The organism is Mesorhizobium sp. M2C.T.Ca.TU.002.02.1.1, assembly GCF_003997225.1.
Genome location: NZ_RZTO01001583.1, coordinates 1 through 329, shown reverse-complemented (window position 1 = coordinate 329; position 329 = coordinate 1). Strand labels below are relative to the sequence as shown.

Genomic DNA, 329 nt, shown 5'->3' with positions numbered 1-329 from the left:
GTTTCAGCATATTGCCGGTGCGTTTCGGGATGCGGCCGGAAATCCTGTCGATCGACCTTGGCTAAATCCAGATCGCCTCAGTGAAGCGATTTGATCGCGTCCATCACATCCGGCTCGGCCTTGTCGCCGTTGAAGGCATCGACGATGCCGAAGGCGCCGCCATAGCTCCACACCGACCATGAGAAGCCATGTGCTTCGGCACGCGCGATCATGTCCCTGACATAGGCGGCCCGATACCTAGCGGGCATCACATAGGAATTGCCGTATTCCTGACGGATCATGCCGAACTCGCCCAGCGTGATGTTTCCAGGCTTGACGCCGTTGGTCCT

At 58.4% G+C, this 329-nt stretch carries 1 pseudogene; it reads right to left on the bottom strand.

Annotated elements, in window-relative coordinates:
• Positions 1–77 precede the first annotated feature (77 nt).
• Positions 78–329: pseudogene (locus EOD07_RS37410) on the bottom strand (glycosyl hydrolase); the annotation flags it as partial.